This window comes from Thalassospira australica, assembly GCF_000763295.1.
Taxonomy (GTDB): domain Bacteria; phylum Pseudomonadota; class Alphaproteobacteria; order Rhodospirillales; family Thalassospiraceae; genus Thalassospira; species Thalassospira australica.
In genome coordinates this window covers 41,897-56,563 of record NZ_JRJE01000029.1, presented here as the reverse complement: position 1 = coordinate 56,563, position 14,667 = coordinate 41,897, and the positions used below count along the sequence as shown (strand labels likewise).

Below are 14,667 nucleotides of genomic sequence, written 5' to 3'. Positions count from 1 at the left end.
GAAAGGGCGGCCAATGATCCAGGTTCTGGCAAGTGTGTGGGCACTTCTGATTGGTGTCGTTTTGATCATGCTCGGCAATGGCATGCATTTCACATTGATCGGTTTGCGTGGCGGGATCGAAGGTTTTTCTTCTGCCGAGCTTGCAATTGTGACGTCAGGTTATTTTGCCGGTTTCCTGTCGGGCGCACGCATAACCCCACAGATGATCAAGCGTGTCGGTCATGTCCGGGTTTTCGCAGCCTTGGGCAGCTTTACCTCAGCGGGGTTGATCGCACTGCCCCTGATTGCAGAGCCGTGGGCATGGACGATTTTGCGGGTGATTTTGGGCTTTTGCATGTCGGGCATTTATGTCACGGCGGAAAGCTGGCTGAATGATGCATCAACCAATGAAACACGTGGCAAGGTTCTCTCAGCCTATATGATTGCCCAGACATTTGGCATTATTGGTGCGCAGGGGCTTCTGACGTTTGGGGATGCGGCGACTTCAGCCCTGTTTATCGTGGCGTCCATTCTGGTGTCGATCTCTTTTGCGCCGATCCTGCTGTCGGCAACCTCGGTGCCCATGACCGAAGCTGCGCGGCCGATGCCGCTGAAAGAGCTGTTCATGGGGTCGCCGCTAAGTACCGTTGGCATATTCCTGCTTGGCTGTGTTTATGCGACGCAGACGGGTATGGCGGCGGTGTTCGGGACCCAGATCGAGATGACAACCGGGCAGATCGCGACGTTTGTTGCCATGTTGTTTGGCGGGGCTTTGCTTTTTCAATATCCGATTGGCTGGCTGTCTGATCGCATGGACCGGCGCAAGCTGATCTTTGGTGCGGCGATGGTGGCGATGGGGGCCTGTACGCTCGGCTGGGCTGCGCGTGATGATTTGCTGTTTTTGATGTGCGCGGCATTTGTGGCGGGCGGCATGACAACACCGCTTTATGCGCTGTTTCTGGCCTATACAAATGATTTTCTGCCGCTTGAAGATATGCCTGCTGCATCAGGCGGCCTTGTGTTGACCTTTGGTATCGGTGCGATTTTGGGGCCACTTTTAGCTGGTTGGGCAATGGAAAATCTTGGCCCACAGTCTTTTTGGCTGGTGCTAGCCGGAACTTTTGCGGTTATCTCGGTGTATGCGCTTTATCGCATGACAGTCCGCGAAGCCCTACCGGTGGAAGAAACCGAAAGCTATGTCGGTGTTTTGCCGACGGCATCGCCGATGGCGGTTGAAACGGCCGGTGTTTGGGCTGCTGAACAGGCCGAAGTGGCCGCAGAAGAGGCAGCCGAGGAAGCAAAAGAACAAGCTGAAGCATCTGACACAGAGGCTGAGACCAAGAAATAGGCTGTGCTTAACGGCTTAAGAGCAACTTGACCCCGATAATGGCAAAGAACGCGCCAAGCAATCCATTGATCCAGCCTGCCGCCCGGCGATAAATTGAAATGGCCGGTGCAGTGGAAAAGGCTGTTGCATAAAGCAGATGCATGCTGGTTGAAATCAGGCCGCACCCAAGCACGATGGTCGCCCCAACCCAAAGCGGTGCCCCATCGTGAAAGCCAATTGAGATAATGGCGATCCAGGTCAGAATGGCCTTGGGGTTGGTCAGATGCAGGGCCAACCCGCGCAAGTAATACCCCCGCCCGGATATCTGTTTGGCATGGGATGTGTCTGCGGTGGCAGCATTGGAAGGACGCTTGCGAAAGGCCGTGCAAAAAGCACGGTAAGACATCCAAAGTAAATAAAGACCGCCAAAAATCCGGATTGCGGTCATTGCACCTGCATAGGTTGCAAGAACAGCTGACAGTCCGGTCAGGGTCAAAAGGCCGATGGAAAAAGAGCCGGTCCCAATGCCAAGGGCAAAGCGTATTCCGGCCGGGCGACCCCGATCAAGCGATACGCCCATCAAGCCCAAAAGGGCGGGTCCGGGGCTGACGAGGCCGACAAGCAAGGCGGCATAAGACAATAATATACCGGGCAAATACTGCATGACTTCGGCAAAGCTGAACATGGGGCGTTCCTTTGTGTGGTGGCGAAGTCATCCTAGGGTAATTTACGTTCAGATTGAAACCTTTTGCCAAAGGCATTGTTCTGTCCTGCATCAACCTTGCGCGTACTGTCGTGCCAAACGAAAAAGCCCCGGTCATGTGACCGGGGCTTTGATAATTTGAAATACGGCCTTGTGATCAGGCGTCGTTTTGCGCTTCGGCCAGGATTTCATCCCCCTGGCGGGCGATTTCCGAAAGAGCCTGTTCAAAGACTTCGGGTGGGTGACCGCCGGAAATGGCGAACTTGCCATTCACAACATAGGTCGGCACAGAGCTGATGCCGGCATCGCCAAATTCGTCTTCTTCGGCGCGAACTTCCTTGGCGAATTCGTCACTTTCAAGGATTTCAGCAGCACGTTCCGGCGAAAGTCCGACTTCCTCGACCGCACGTTTGAGAACGCCGTGATCAGAGGTGTTGTCCCCCCCCTGGAAGTAGGCGGCAAACAAATTGAGTTTGAGCGCGGTTTGCTGACCATATTCGCCTTCCTTGCCCGCCCAGTAAAGCAGGCGGTGCGCATCAAATGTGTTGTAGATACGCGCATCCGAACTGAAATGGATCGGGAAGCCGACATTTTCGCCCATCATGGTGATGCGCGCGCGGTTGTCAGCACTTTGGTCGGCATTCAGGCCGTATTTTTCGGCAATATGTTCTGCGAGGTCCTGGCCCTCTGGCGGCATGTCGCGGTTCAATTCAAATGGATGCCAGCGCAGGGTGACGTCGATTTCACCGTCAAGACGGCTGATGGCATCTTCAAGGTTCTTGTAACCGATGATGCACCATGGACAGACCACGTCTGAGACAATATCGATCTGCATGGGAATGGCATTAGTCATTAGATAGGGTCGCCTTGCGTTATGTGAGTTTGGTTACCCCAACACATAATTGACATGGCGTCAAACGCAAGGAAAAGGCGGTAGTAAAGATTGGGCAAGGCTGCTTTTTGCCGGGACAAAGGTATCTGGTAGGGGGGGCTTTATTGGTTGTCAGGGCTGGCGGCGGGCGTGATCAACCATATATTCGGCGAATGTTTCAAGGATTGGGCAGGACCAGTCTGCGCGTATCTGTTGCCCGTCTCTTTCCCAATCGCCGTACCATCGTTCATCAATATCGCGGAAGATCGTATATCTGGCAAAGCGATCGGATGCGGTCCAACAGTTGCGTCCTGCACGTTGCCAGGTCAGACCGGCAAGCATCATGACGTCAACGCTGGTGGCTGCAGTTTTTTCCATTCTTATTGTCCTTGGACATCGGCGTGCTTCGTGGCGGGACGTGGACCGAAGCATTCAGCCTATCTACAACCATAGATTTAATCATCGACTAGTGGGGGTTACAATCATTCAAGGGGACAGGGTAACTATCCTAAAGGTGGGCATTTTTCTGAAATGAGAGTGGAAAATACGCCAATAGATGCAGTTTAGGGCAGTACCGATCAGTTCGCGGCATTCTGCACTTCAGTAATGCTGTTGCGCTGATGGCTGTTTTGCGGCAATTTGCCAGACCCGCAAAAGGCGAGAAATCACCCGCCAGAAACGGACGAAATGGGTGCGGCAGAGAAACTGTCGTGCCGAGAAAGAATATCGATCAGTTGGAATGAAAATGTCAGACAAGCGCGTCTATCTCTATGACAGTACCTTGCGCGACGGGCAGCAGACCCAGGGCGTGGATTTTTCGGCCGCGGACAAGACCGCGATTGCCAAGGCACTGGACGAGCTGTCGATTGACTATATTGAGGGCGGCTGGCCGGGCGCCAATCCGACCGATGATGCATTCTTTGCCAATCCGCCGAAACTGAAAAATTCCAAACTGACCGCCTTTGGCATGACGCGGCGTGCCGGGCGTTCGGCGTCAAACGATCCGGGTTTGACCAGCCTTGCACAGAATGCACCGATCGTTTGCATGGTTGGGAAAAGCTGGGATTTTCAGGTGACCGAGGCGCTCGGGATCGAGCTTGATGAAAACCTGGCGATGATTGCGGACTCAATCGTGCATCTGAAAACCAAGGTTTCCGAAGTCATGTTCGATGCCGAGCATTTCTTTGATGGCTATAAGGCCAATCGGGACTATGCCCTTGCCGCGATCAAGGCGGCCCATGAGGCCGGTGCGCGGTGGGTTGTTTTATGCGACACCAATGGCGGGACCCTGCCAGACGAGATTTTTGACATTGTCACCGATGTCTGCAGCCAGATCCCCGGCAGTCATGTTGGTATTCATTGTCACAATGATACGGAAAATGCGGTGGCGAATTCTTTGGCTGCGGTGCGTGCCGGTGCGCGGCAGGTGCAAGGGACGCTCAATGGCCTTGGCGAACGTTGCGGTAATGCCAACCTGATTTCGATCATCCCGACATTGATGCTGAAAATGGGCTATGACGTTGGCATTTCCCACGAACAGCTTACCCATTTGCGGCGCATCTCGCATATTCTGGATGAGCGGCTTAACCGCGAACCGCTGCGTCAGGCGGCCTATGTTGGTGACAGTGCCTTTGCCCATAAGGGCGGATTGCATGTATCGGCCGTGGAAAAGAACCCGACCTGTTATGAGCATGTCGAACCGCATTTGGTGGGCAACCAGCGCCATATCCTTGTGTCTGATCAGGCCGGTCGTTCGAATATCCTTGCCCGGTTCCGTGAAATCGGGGTGGAGGTTGATCCGAAATCCGAAGCTGTTGGCAAACTGGTTGAAACCGTCAAGCAACGCGAATTTGACGGATATGCCTATGACGGGGCCGAAGCCAGCTTTGAGCTGTTGGCGCGCAAGGCCATGGGCGAGCTTGACCGGTATTTCCGTGTGACGTCTTTCCGGGTGATTGACGAACGCCGCTGGGTTGATGAGCAGGATGAGCAGGTCATCACCATGTCTGAGGCGACCGTAAAGGTCGTGGTCGGCGATGACCAGTTCATGTCGGTTGCCGAGGGCAACGGCCCGGTCAATGCCCTTGATGCGGCGCTGCGCAAGGTTCTGGTCACCGTGCCCGAATACCGCGAAGCGGTCGAACAGATCGAGCTGATCGATTACAAGGTCCGCATCATAACCCGTGGTGACGGCACGCGTGCTGTGACCCGCGTCATGATCGAAAGTCGTGACGCCGAAGGCAATAACTGGGCAACGGTCGGGGTTTCCACCAATATTATCGAGGCGTCTTATAATGCGCTTCGCGATTCCATTACCTATAAGCTGTTCAAGTCCGGTGTGCGCAGTCAGCACGCCTGATCGTGTGATTGAACACGGAAAATACATGCAGCCGGACCCCATAAAGGTCCGGCTGTTTTCGTTTAATATATGAAGCTGGCGCGAACGCTTGGCTTTTGCTAAGTAAGCGCCAATATTGACGGGAATACCCGTAAACATCCTGCATTTGACGACCGGAGAAGACCCGCGATGAGCGACGCCATCGGTACCGCTATCCCTGAAACAGGGGGCATTGCCAATCCGCCCGTGATTATTCTGATTGAACCGCAGCTTGGCGATAATATCGGTAAGGCGGCGCGTGCGATGCTCAATTGTGGGCTGGTTGATTTGCGTTTGGTGCGTCCGCGTGACGGGTGGCCCAATGAACGGGCAACCGCCAATGCGTCGGGGGCGGATATCGTCATTGACAATACCAAGGTGTTTGGGCGCGAAGAAGATGCGCTGGCTGACCTTAACCGCGTCTATGTCACGACCGCACGGACCCGCGATGCGATCAAGCCGGTCTTTACCCCCAAGGGCCTTGCGCCGGAAATGCGCAATGTCGTTGCCAGGGGCGAAAAGGTTGGGGTGATGTTTGGCCCGGAGCGCACAGGGGTGCGCAATGAACATGTTGCCATGGGGGATGCAGTGGTGACCGTGCCGCTTAATCCCGGTTTTACATCACTTAATCTGGCCCAGGCTGTTTTGTTGATTGGGTATGAATGGTGGCAGGCCGGGGTTGATGTGCCCGATTATCAATTGATGATGGCCGATACCTTCCCGGCGACCAAGGACGATATGGAACGTCTTTTTGTTCATCTGGAACACGAACTTGATGAGTCCGGTTTCTTCCGTGTCGCAGAAAAACGCCCCGGCATGGCGCGCAATATTCGCAATATCTTCAACCGCGCGAACCTGACCCATCAGGAAGTCCAGACATTGCGCGGTATGATCGTTGCCATGCGTGGTGGCAAGCACAAGCCAAAGGACTGATCTTGTGTTGCACGTCAGCCGTTTGCCCGTGTGAAAAGCACTTCGGCGTCACATCGTGACAGATCCGGATGCAGTTGGGGGTGGAGATCCCGTGCAAGACGGCAGAAATGCAGGGCTTGCATGCATGGTGATGCGGTCGATTAATGTTTGACTCTTGGTCAATCATCTCTATATTGCGCCTCACTTCCGAGAAAGTGGGTCGAAACGAATGGTTTCGTCCCCGTTCCGTGTGCCCGGTTTTGGGGATTTGGAAACTATCGGGACAATAAGTGATCTTAAAAAAGAGAGTTACAAAATGTCGAAACGTATTGCTGCAAAGCATAAGATTGACCGCCGCCTTGGTGTGAACCTTTGGGGCCGTGCAAAATCGCCGCTGAACAAGCGCGAATATGCACCGGGCATGCATGGTGCCACCCGTCGTAAGAAGCCGACCGATTTCGGTACCCAGCTTTTTGCCAAACAGCAGCTTAAGGGCTACTACGGTTCCATCTCGGAAAAACAGTTCCTGCGTTACTTCAAAGAAGCATCGCGTCGCCCGGGCGATACCTCCGAGCATCTGGTTGGTATCCTTGAGCAGCGTCTTGACGCGGTTATCTACCGTATGAAATTCGTTCCGACCGTCTTTGCTGCACGTCAGTTCGTTAACCACGGCCACATTCTTGTCAACGGCAAGAAAGTAACCATCCCGTCCTACCTTGTTAAAGAAGGTGACGTTGTCGAAGTGAAACCTGCTTCGCGTGAAATCCCGATGGTTATGGAAGCTGCGAACCTGAACGAGCGTGACGTTCCGGAATATATCGACGTTGACGCGAAGGCCTTCAAAGGTACCTTCGTTCGCGTTCCGAAATTTGCTGAAATTCCGTACCCGGTTCAGATGCAGCCGAACCTGGTCATCGAATTCTACTCGCGTTAATCCGAACCGGATTTCGCGACAAACCGATACGAAGACGCCTGCTGGAAACAGCGGGCGTTTTTTTGTGCCTGATTTTTGGTGTGTACAGGGATGGTGCGTGGGGTTTCCCGTCCAATGTTTTGGGATTGCGTGTCGTATCTGAGTTGTAAGCTGTCAGGCAGGCGCTTTCAGATAGACGGGCGGATTCGGCGGCTTTTGTATGAGATGGGTTTAATCAATTGATCTCATGAATGCATATCGTCTGATATTTTCATAATATGAATTTTTACGTGATCCGGTAAAAATCGCAGTTTTCCTGCAATCTGAGTAACCGTCTTATAAAAATGTCATACTATGTTATTTACATCCTTTGTTCTGTTTCCTAAAGTGCTGCTCGGAAACAGGTGATCTGCGCAGCACTGACGAAGTGTAGAGTACATCTGGCAGGCACTATGCGGTTGGGCAGGGGAATGTATCTAGGGTTGTCTGACAACCATATATATTATGAATTATTAAAAGCCAGTCCAGCCAAACAGAATGTGTAACCACGCTGGGAAAAAGAAGCGCAAAGCGCCATCCGGCACAAAGCAGTTGCCTGCCTACGGACAGATTTATCAAGGAGGAAACGATGAAGTCATTTTTGAAGATCGCCAGCACAGCGCTGGTACTAACCATTGGTTTTGCCGGTCAGTCATTTTCGGCTGATTATCCGACCAAAGATATTCGCATGGTCATTCCATGGGGTGCCGGCGGTGGTACGGACGGGATTGTCCGTAAACTGAATACGATTGCCGAGCAGAACATTGATCAGTCGATCTATGCCGAGAATATCGAAGGTGGCATCAGTGCAACCGGCGTCATGCAGGTCATGAAAGCCCGCCCGGATGGCTACACCATCGGTTCGCTGACCTATGACAGTGTCGTGACCGTTCCTTGGCAGGGGCTTCTGCCGAGCTACAAGCTTGACAAGCTTAAACTGATTGCGCGTGTCACCAGTGAACCGGATGCGATTCTGGTTTCGGCTGATGCCCCTTACAAATCTGTTGCAGACCTGATTGCAGCGGCCAAGGAGAACCCGGGGTCGATCAAGGTGGGTATTCAGAATACCGGTTCGCGTCTGCATCTTGCGATGCTGCAATTCCAGGAAAAAACGGGCACCGAGCTTAAACTCATTGCTTATCCGGGTGGTGCTGCCCCGCAGAAAGAAGCAATTCTTTCAAACGAAGTCGATGTGGTTGCGACCAGCATGGGTGATTTCTCTGCCCTGATGGAAGGTGGGGATGTGCGCGGCCTTGTCGAATTCTCCGACAACCGTAACCCGACCTTCCCGGACGTTCCGACTGCGAAGGAAGAAGGTATCGACCTTCAGATCGGTAGCTTCATTGTTTTGGCAGCACCGGCTGATACGCCCGATGACGTCGTTACCAAGGTTGAGGGCATCTATAAGGCTGCGTATGAAAGTGACGCGTTCCAGGAGTGGGTTTCCAAGGTTGGTGTTTCCCCGAACTGGCTCGGCTCTGATGAGGTGACTGACTGGGCGAACGACACCCAGAAAACGCTGTTTGACCAGATGCAGTCCCTGGTTGATCAGGGCGTTATCAAAAAATAGGAAGCATTCAACTCAGTCCGGATGGGGTCGCTTAAGTGATGGACCCCATCCGGTTCTGTTTGGGTCGATTATTGTCGGAACGGAGTTCGTCGCAATGTCATCTGTGAGCATTGCGGCAAGACGAGAGAGCGTTCTTCTGCCTCTTTTCTTGCTGATCATTACCACCATCTATCTTGCCACTGCGCTGCAAATTACCCCTCAGTTCGATGAGGGGCTGGTCGGGCCGTCTTTCGTTCCGGTTCTTGCGTCACTCCTGATGTATCTTGCGCTGTTCTTTGTTTTTCGCGATGCCCTGAAGGCGCCAAAGCCCGCTTTGGAGACACTTGAAAGTGCAAGCGAAGGCGAAGCTGAGACTGAAGCTGAAGAAAAGCCATCTTTGGCAGCGCCGATCAAGATCGTCTGTGTGACGGGCCTGTATATTGCGGTGTTTAAAACCGTCGGATATCCGATTGCGACTTTCCTGTATGTCTATGCGTTACTGTATCTCTTTAAGCTGGAGAATGCGCGACAGGTTCGGCGCATTATCTATTCTGCGATCATCACAGGCGTCTTTTATGTGCTGTTTGCCGTGATCTTCCAGGTCCGGCTTCCGCTGCTGGAGGGACTGTTGCCATGAATTTCATCGTTGAAATTCTGGGCGGGTTCAGCGCCCTCGCATCCCCGGAAGTTCTGGCCTACATGATTGTCGGCTTTTTGATCGGGACATTTTTTGGCAGCGTGCCGGGTTTGACCTCGGTCCTTGCCATCGCACTGTTGCTGCCGATTACCTATAGTCTTGATGTTGTCCCGGCACTTGTGATGTGCGCGTCAATCTTCATGTCAGGCATGTATGCCGGTTCCATTACGGCAACAACCATCAATATCCCCGGTGCGCCGTCATCAATGATGACCTCGATCGAGGGTTATGCCCTGATGAAAAAGGGCAAGGGGGCCAATGCACTAGGTCATGCCGCACTTGGTTCGATGATCGGTGGTGTTGTCGGTGCGTTGTTGCTGATTGCCTTGACGCCGGTTGCCGCCAAGGTGTCGTTGCTTATCCAGACACCGGGCAAGTTTTCACTGATTTTGTTCGCGCTGGTGGTGATTGTCATTTCCCAGCGTGATGCGATTGCAAAAGGCATGGTTGCGACTTTGCTTGGCATCATGATTGCCACCATCGGCATTGATGTCATGCAGCCAATTGCACGCTTTAACTTCGGTACGGAAACGCTGGTTGAAGGCATTGACATGATGCCGTTGATCATCGGGACCTTTGCCATTAGCGAAATCCTGTATCAGGCCTATCAGCGTCATGACCCGATCACGATCGATGCCGATACACGCAATCTTGCCGCGATCCGCCGCAGGGATTTCCTGCCAAGCTGGCATGAAATTCGTGAAATCGGTCTGTTTACCTATTTAAAAAGTGCGCTGATCGGTTATTTCATCGGCATTCTGCCCGGTGCCGGCGGGTCAATGGCGGCCTTTGTTTCCTATGCCGAAGCCATGCGCAAATCAAAGAAACCAAAGGAATACGGCAAAGGTTCACGCGAAGGTATTGCCGCTGCGGAATCTGCGAATAATTCCATGTGCGGCGGGGCGTTTGTACCGATGCTGATGTTCGGTATTCCGGGCGATCCGACGACGGCAATTGTTCTGGGCGTGCTGGTGATTAATGGTCTGCAGCCGGGTCCCCGGTTGCTTGATACTCAGCTTGATCTGATTGCGCCGATGTTTGCGTCCCTTTTGATCAGTGCACTGATCCTGATTCCGCTTACGCTGTTTTTGCTGGGGCCGTACTTCGTCAAGATCGTGTCGATCCGCAAGGCACTTTTGTATTCCTGCATCGCGGTTGTTGCCCTGGTCGGAAGCTATGTTGCAACCTATTCACCCTTCCAGATGATGCTGGCCCTTGTGTTTGGCATTCTGGCCTTCTTCCTGCGCAAGCAGAAATATCCCACTGTTACATTGCTGTTGGGCTTCATCCTTGGTCCGGATCTTGAGCAATATCTAAGGCGTGCCTTGTCGCTGAATGATGGCAATCCGATCACCTTTGTGACCAGTCCGGACAGTTTGTTCTTTCTCGCCCTGACGGCCATTTTCTTCTACTTCATGGTCATACGGGCACCCAAAACACCCAAGGCTTGATAATCTTGCTGCTGAACTTGCCACCAGTCCCGTTGTCCTTCCCCGGGGCGGGTGGCTTTTTCTTGAGGTTGTCAAAGCAAACCATGATTGGGAATAACGATGTTGTTTAACCTTGTCGATCAACTCGGCCCGATCTTCCTGCTGGTGGCGATGGGATTTGGGTTGGCGAAGATCGGTCTGGTCGAACGTGCTTCGATCGAAGGTTTGACCAAGATGACGTTCTGGGCGCTTATCCCGGCAACCTTGTTCGTCACGATATCGGGCAACCGGGTTTCAGAACTGTTTAATCTGTCGATCTGGCTGGCCTACTACGGCGCGGTTGCGATGACCGCCATTTCGGTTTTTGTCCTGCTGCGCATGGGCAAAAGAAACACGACGCCAGAAGCCATTGTGCTGGCCTTTGGGGCGATCTTTTCCAACATCGGCATGTTGGGTATTCCGGTTGTAGATATTTTATTTGGTCATGAGGGATTGCTGGTCCTTGCAACAATATTGTGCATCCATGCAATCGGTCTTTTAACCCCGACGATCTTGCTTCTGGAATGGACGCGGAACCGTAACGGCAATCCGGCAGCCATTATTGGCAAGACCCTGCGTGCACAGGTCTGCAACCCGATCATCGTTGCCATCCTGTGCGGGGTGATTGTTGCGTCCTTTGATATTCCCGTGCCGCAGTTCGCCATGACTTTTTTGGGGATGCTCAAGGCCGCCATGCCGCCGATTGCGCTGATGCTGATCGGAGCTGGAATATATGGTCAGAAGCTGCGCGGGAATCTGGCGACCAGCATCACCGGTGCCATTGCCAAGGTCTGTCTGATGCCCGGTCTGGTCTTCGTGATCGGAATGCTTCTGCATATTCCAATGCAAAGCCTGGCCCCGGCAATTATCATTGCCGCCCTTCCGCCCGGTGTGAATTCGGTTTTGATGGCGTCAACCTATGAAACCGCAAGCGAACGCACAGCAACGACCATGCTGGTGGCAACCGTGCTGTCGTTGATCATTTTGCCTGCGCTGGCCGTGGTCCTTGCCTTTGATTAACGACGAAATGCCCCAGTCCGATCCGTCGCACGTATCATGAACCCGGTTTCGGTTGCGTTTGCTGTTCGGATACTTGCTGTGCAGCAGCGGCGATTGCTTCCTGCTTTTGTTCCGGGGTCGCGTCTTCCGGGACGGCGACCTTGACGTCGCGTGATGCCATCTGGATGCCGTTTTCCTTGAACATCGCCAGAACCCGCTGATAGACGGTTTTGCGGATCATGAACTGTTCACCCGGTTTTGAGGTGTATTTCAGGCCAATCACCATGTTGAATTCTTCCATCCGGCGCACGCCCTGGGATTTCAGCGGTTCGATGAAACTGTCCCCGATCAGCGGATCTTCCAGAAGTTCTGCCGCCAGCTTCTTGACCAGTTTCTTGATCTTGTTCACGTCGGTTTCAAACGGCACCCGGAATTCCAGTTTGACGATGACCCAGTCGCGGCTGTGGTTGACGATGGATTTAATCTCGCCAAACGGAACGGTTTGAAGCGGGCCGCGATGATGGCGAAGCTGCATGGACCGGATCGAGATGTTTTCCACCCGACCGCGCAGGTTTTCCACTTCGATATATTCGCCAAGCCGAAACGCATCATCAAGCAGGAAGAACACGCCGGCAACCACATCGCGCACAAGGGCCTGACTGCCAAAACCAAGGGCCAGGCCGACAACACCGGCACCGGCAATCAGCGGCCCGATATCAACGCCAAGCGATGACAGGGTGACCATCGCAACCATGATGACAATCACGGTCATCGCAAAATTCTTGAGTAAGGGCAAAAGCGTTTCAACCCGCGAAAGCCCCGATCCGCCGCCTTCGTCCCCGGCATTGCCCTGATTGGATGCGCTCATGCGTTCATCAAGAAACGCCTTGATCAGCGACCAGACCAAATCGGCGATCAGCAGGATCATGATGATTTCGGTCGAACTATCAATGATCCGGGCGATGATCCCGGCATCTTCGGCAAGTGCCAGCCGATCAAGGCCCCAGATGCGCCACAAGCTTGCCAGAACAAACACCAGTGCCAAGAGACGCACACCGCGTTTAAGCACCTTGGTAAAGACCGGCACCTTGGGTTTGACGGGGTCGAACTCTTCGCCATTTTCCAATGCGGCCGCTTCGCCCACCGCATTTTGTGCGTCGGCTTTCTGTTTGGCGATATGCAGTTTCTTGCGATGCTGGCTTTCGATGATGTTGCGGAAAACAACATCAAACAGGCAGGCAATACCGATGGCGAGGAGCGCTTTTAAAATACGTTCCGCCCCGATCATGGCCGCCCCGCCCACAAGGACAAACCACCCGCAGACAATGATCGGCCAAAGCCGCGCAATTGATGTTGGCAGTGCAATTGCTTCGACATCGGACGAAGGTGTGTGGCGGGCAAAGAAACGCCCGAGCGATAGGGTGGCAACGCAAAAGGCGATAACCGAAATCACCACCGCATGGTCAAACAATATGATTTCGCTTTGAACCATGGTCGGTGCGGCACTGAACATCCCGGCAAGGGCAAAGGCAAATAATGAAATGCCCGAAGCCCAGGTCAGGTTTTTGGTGAGTGTGTTGGCCGCAGCGGGATCAACATTGATCATGCGAAGGCCTTCTGCCTTCGGCGCAAACAGGAACTGCAGCACGATGATCAGAACACGCAGGGCAAAGAAAGCCATCAAAAGCGACATGACTGCCGACTTCATGATGTCGGGCCAGTCAAACATCATAAAGGTGCCAAGCGACCCAATCGCAAAGATAAACAGCGACAGCAACGACAGGATACACAGGCCCAGAATGTTTTTGAGCCGATCGGAAAACTTGTCGGGGGTGCGGGCCTCAAGATAGGCGCACATCGGGGCGGCAACCCGGCGATAGATCGCCTCAGCCAGAATACCGACACCGACAAAGATCACGGTATAAAGTACGATCTTCATCAGTCCGGTTCGGCCAAAGTCAGATGACATGAATTCAAGCGTTGCATCGACTTCGGCGGGAAAGGCTTCAAGTCCGCGCAGGGTTGCTTCGATACGGGCCTGTGTGCGGGCGACCCCTTCGTCAAGAAATCCATAGTAGCTAAAGGTTTCGTCAACCACGTCATCGTCAGTGGTGGGTGCGTCAACCGGCTGGGCATCATTGGTGCCCGTCATGGCCGAAACAGCGGCCATCTGTGCTTGTGCGGGTATGGGCGGGAGGATGATCGCCGCTGCAAAAAGCCATATGGCCAAGCATGCCATTGTTTTTACTATTGATTTCATGCCGCAACAGTCCCCTGTAATGCCCGTGTTTGCATTCAAACAAGATGGGCAATTGTTCGCAGATCATCAAGAAATAGTTTCAAAACAATCGCTGTATGATCGCATCGGGAGAATGTTACAGCCACGCGGGCAAGAAAAAACGCGCAAGGCCGGGTGGCCGTGCGCGTCTTTTAAAATAGGCTATGGCAGCAGGCTTAGGCCGCGACGCCAACGCCCTTGTCTTTAAGGTGCTGGGAAAGTTCGCCGCTGGCGGCCATTTCACGCACGATGTCACAGCCGCCAAGGAACTCGCCCTTAACGTAAAGCTGCGGAATGGTCGGCCAGTTGGAGAAGTCCTTGATGCCCTGACGGATGGCCGGATCGACCAGCACGTTGACGTCCTTGAACTGAACACCAAGTTCGGCAAGAACCTGAACAACAGCGGCAGAGAAGCCACACTGCGGGAACATTGAGGTCCCCTTCATGAACAGGACGACGTCATTGTCATTGACGTCTTTCTGGATGCGCTCGAAAACCGGATTGTCGGTCATGATGATTGTCCTCGGCTTTGGGCGGCATAGTTCGGGCCGCAA

The 14,667-nt window shown here is 53.4% G+C and carries 13 protein-coding genes; 8 read left to right on the top strand and 5 right to left on the bottom strand.

Annotation, left to right across the window (positions count from 1 at the left end; translation table 11 throughout):
• Positions 1 to 13: 13 nt before the first annotated feature.
• Positions 14 to 1,327: an MFS transporter gene (locus JF44_RS0112375; protein WP_033069313.1), complete on the top strand. Its 1,314-nt coding sequence runs from the start codon at positions 14 to 16 to the stop codon at positions 1,325 to 1,327.
• A 7-nt stretch (positions 1,328 to 1,334) separates the two neighbouring features.
• Here JF44_RS0112375 and JF44_RS0112370 read toward each other — a convergent pair whose 3' ends face one another.
• The 3 genes from JF44_RS0112370 to JF44_RS0112360 form a co-directional block, all read right to left on the bottom strand.
• The gene (locus tag JF44_RS0112370) at positions 1,335 to 1,991 is read right to left on the bottom strand and encodes a LysE family translocator (protein WP_033069312.1); all 657 of its coding nucleotides are present in this window, start codon (positions 1,989 to 1,991) and stop codon (positions 1,335 to 1,337) included.
• Positions 1,992 to 2,166: 175 nt separating this feature from the next.
• Positions 2,167 to 2,862, bottom strand: a complete 696-nt coding sequence (locus JF44_RS0112365; RefSeq protein WP_033069311.1) for a DsbA family oxidoreductase — start codon at positions 2,860 to 2,862, stop codon at positions 2,167 to 2,169.
• A 150-nt stretch (positions 2,863 to 3,012) separates the two neighbouring features.
• Positions 3,013 to 3,258, bottom strand: coding sequence for a hypothetical protein (locus tag JF44_RS0112360; RefSeq protein ID WP_033069310.1), 246 nt, complete (start codon positions 3,256 to 3,258; stop codon positions 3,013 to 3,015).
• A 367-nt stretch (positions 3,259 to 3,625) separates the two neighbouring features.
• Here JF44_RS0112360 and cimA point away from each other — a divergent pair, with 367 nt between their 5' ends.
• From cimA to JF44_RS0112325, 7 genes are all read left to right on the top strand, one after another.
• Complete coding sequence (gene cimA, locus JF44_RS0112355; RefSeq protein WP_033069332.1) at positions 3,626 to 5,239, top strand: citramalate synthase; 1,614 nt, start codon at positions 3,626 to 3,628, stop codon at positions 5,237 to 5,239.
• Positions 5,240 to 5,407: 168 nt separating this feature from the next.
• Positions 5,408 to 6,190, top strand: coding sequence for an RNA methyltransferase (locus tag JF44_RS0112350; RefSeq protein WP_033069309.1), 783 nt, complete (start codon positions 5,408 to 5,410; stop codon positions 6,188 to 6,190).
• Between the two features lie 295 nt (positions 6,191 to 6,485).
• Complete coding sequence (gene rpsD, locus JF44_RS0112345) at positions 6,486 to 7,103, top strand: 30S ribosomal protein S4 (protein ID WP_033069331.1); 618 nt, start codon at positions 6,486 to 6,488, stop codon at positions 7,101 to 7,103.
• Between the two features lie 607 nt (positions 7,104 to 7,710).
• The gene (locus tag JF44_RS0112340; RefSeq protein ID WP_033069308.1) at positions 7,711 to 8,691 is read left to right on the top strand and encodes a Bug family tripartite tricarboxylate transporter substrate binding protein; all 981 of its coding nucleotides are present in this window, start codon (positions 7,711 to 7,713) and stop codon (positions 8,689 to 8,691) included.
• Between the two features lie 94 nt (positions 8,692 to 8,785).
• Entirely contained in the window at positions 8,786 to 9,307 is a 522-nt protein-coding gene (locus JF44_RS0112335) for a tripartite tricarboxylate transporter TctB family protein (RefSeq protein WP_081944437.1), read from the top strand.
• Positions 9,304 to 10,818 (top strand): tripartite tricarboxylate transporter permease, encoded by a 1,515-nt coding sequence (locus JF44_RS0112330; RefSeq protein WP_033069306.1) that lies wholly within the window; start codon positions 9,304 to 9,306, stop codon positions 10,816 to 10,818. Before JF44_RS0112335 ends, JF44_RS0112330 begins: the two co-directional genes overlap by 4 nt.
• Positions 10,819 to 10,917: 99 nt before the next feature.
• On the top strand, positions 10,918 to 11,856 hold the full coding sequence (locus tag JF44_RS0112325) for an AEC family transporter (RefSeq protein WP_033069305.1): 939 nt from the start codon (positions 10,918 to 10,920) through the stop codon (positions 11,854 to 11,856).
• A gap of 34 nt (positions 11,857 to 11,890) precedes the next feature.
• Here the strand turns inward: JF44_RS0112325 and JF44_RS0112320 are convergent, their stop codons facing one another.
• A complete protein-coding gene (locus JF44_RS0112320; protein WP_238318439.1) occupies positions 11,891 to 14,005 on the bottom strand; it encodes a mechanosensitive ion channel domain-containing protein in 2,115 nt (704 codons plus the stop codon).
• A 284-nt stretch (positions 14,006 to 14,289) separates the two neighbouring features.
• Positions 14,290 to 14,625: a Grx4 family monothiol glutaredoxin gene (gene grxD, locus JF44_RS0112315; RefSeq protein WP_033069303.1), complete on the bottom strand. Its 336-nt coding sequence runs from the start codon at positions 14,623 to 14,625 to the stop codon at positions 14,290 to 14,292.
• Positions 14,626 to 14,667 lie beyond the last annotated feature (42 nt).